This is a genomic window from Acidovorax sp. KPB24-03, from assembly GCF_057546605.1.
This window is the reverse complement of record NZ_BAAJYR010000599.1, coordinates 1-1608: the sequence shown is the minus strand read 5'-3', so window position 1 is coordinate 1608 and position 1608 is coordinate 1. Positions and strand designations below refer to the sequence as shown.

The following is a 1608-nucleotide window of genomic DNA, read 5'->3' as shown; positions in this document are numbered from 1 at the left end:
CGAGGCCGCCAGCCGCGCGGCCTGCTCCAGCACCGAGGGCGCCACGCTGGCCGACACCGCCGCGTCGTCGAAATGCGCGGGGCTCCAGGCGCCCCCCGATTCCGCGGGCGGCGCTGCGGGCGCGGACGCATCGATCGCAGGGGTGCTCGCCGCACTGTTCAATTGTTGATAGGCCAGCACCAGCATCACGCGGTGGCGGCACATGCCGCTCGCGGCGCAGGTGCATGCGGCATCGCGCAGCGTGCGGCCCGGCGGCAGCCGCGTGCGCGCGCCGTCGTCGAATTCCGCGCGCACGGTGCCGTCGGGTTCGGTCTCCAGCCGCGGCAGCACATTGGCCGCCACGTCCTTCTGCGCGCGCTTGACGAAGCCCGCGTTGGCCAGCGCCGTTAGCGCCTCCGGGGTGAGTTCGAGCAGGTCGGCCCGCAGCGGCGCGTTCATGCCTGCACCTTCTCGGCCAGCCAGCCCGCGAGCTGGCCCGGGGTCATGGCGCCGACCTGCGCGCCTTCCTTCACGAGGCGCGCGGCCATCTCGCGGTCGTAGGCGGGCTCGGCCTGCGCGTCGAGCGCGGCCAGTCCCAGCACCTTCGCGCCCGCGCCGGTCAGCGCCTTCACGCGGCGAACGAGTTCTCCGGGGTCGCCGCCCTCGTAGAAATCGCTCACCAGCACGACGATGGTGCGGGCCGGGTTGGCGACGAGCGATTGCGCATAGGCCACGGCCCGGGCGATGTCGGTGCCGCCGCCCAGCTGCACTTTCATGAGCAGCTCCACCGGGTCGGACACATCGGCCGTGAGGTCCACCACCTGGGTGTCGAAGGCCACCAGCCGCGTGCGCATGCCCGGCAGCTGCCAAAGGCAGGCGGCCATCACCGCGCTGTGGATGACGGAGTCCACCATCGACCCGCTCTGGTCGATGAGCAGCACGATGTCCCACGGCTCGGCATGCCGCCGCGTGCGGCTGATGAAAATGGGCCGCTCCACGTAGAGCTTGCCGCGCGCCGCGTCCCAGCGCCGCAGGTTGGCCTGCAGGGTGCGCCGGAAGTCGAAGTTGCGCGCCACTTTCATGCGCGAGAGGCGGCGCCGGTCGCGGCTGCCGCTGAACGCCTGGCGCACTTCGGTGGCGAGTTTTTCCATGATGCGCCGCACCACCTCGGCCACGAGCCGGCGGGCGGCGGCCAGCACCTGCGGGTTCATGAGGTGCTTGGTATGCAGCACCGCGCGCAGCAGCGATTCGGACGGCTCGATGCGTTCCAGCACCTCCAGGTTGGTCACCACTTCGTCGATGCCGTAGCGCTCCACCGCATCGCGTTCCAGCCGCTCGATCACTTCCTTGGGAAAGAGCGTGTGGATGGTGTTGATCCAGTCCGGCGTGCTGAGCGCCGAGGGCCCCAGGCCCGCGCTGCGCTCGCCGCGCTCGGCGCGATCGCTGTCGCGGCCGTAGAGCCATTCGAGCGCCGCATCGGCCGCCTGCGCGGCATCGCCGAGCGCGCCGCACGCGGGTTCCGCCGGTTCGCCGAGCAACAGGCGCCAGCGCTGGAGGGGGGTCAGGGATGGTCAGCGGTGTCATGCAGGGGGCTCCGGTGCCGGCGTCGATGCCCCACGCGGCCAGCCG

General features: G+C 72.0%; 1 protein-coding gene and 1 pseudogene. Both read right to left on the bottom strand.

Going from position 1 to position 1608, the window contains the following annotated elements; all coding sequences use genetic code 11:
- Positions 1-438, bottom strand: a pseudogene (locus tag AC27KI_RS24370) (SWIM zinc finger family protein); the annotation flags it as partial.
- Positions 435-1517: a vWA domain-containing protein gene (locus AC27KI_RS24365; protein WP_487116323.1), complete on the bottom strand. Its 1083-nt coding sequence runs from the start codon at positions 1515-1517 to the stop codon at positions 435-437. The gene AC27KI_RS24365 and the pseudogene AC27KI_RS24370, both read right to left, overlap by 4 nt.
- Positions 1518-1608 lie beyond the last annotated feature (91 nt).